Here is a 244-nt window from a genome sequence, read left to right as displayed (position 1 = left end):
ACGTTCACAGCGATGGATGAAAACTTTTACAACCCTCATCAACCAAAACTCACTGTCGAAACGATATCGAAACTCAAGTCATTGGTGACGATCTCCACCTCATACAACCGTGATATGACTGATTTTTGGAAAACTAAGTTGGAAGAGCATGTCTCTACGCAGTCATCATTAGGAACTTTAAAGTCCTTTCCAGCGATATTCGACCTCGTCACTGCTGCAATGGAAAAACCAATGCATTCTCTCC

Annotated in this window: 1 protein-coding gene; it reads left to right on the top strand. The window is 42.2% G+C overall.

The features are described from left to right. The coding region (locus SAZ04_RS22790; protein ID WP_332700027.1) for a hypothetical protein at positions 1-244 on the top strand (244 nt) is incomplete at both ends.

This window comes from Halalkalibacter lacteus (assembly GCF_036663595.1).
GTDB lineage: Bacteria > Bacillota > Bacilli > Bacillales > Bacillaceae_D > Halalkalibacter > Halalkalibacter lacteus.
Note: the sequence above shows the minus strand (reverse complement) of the source record. Positions and strands in the feature narration are given on the sequence as shown.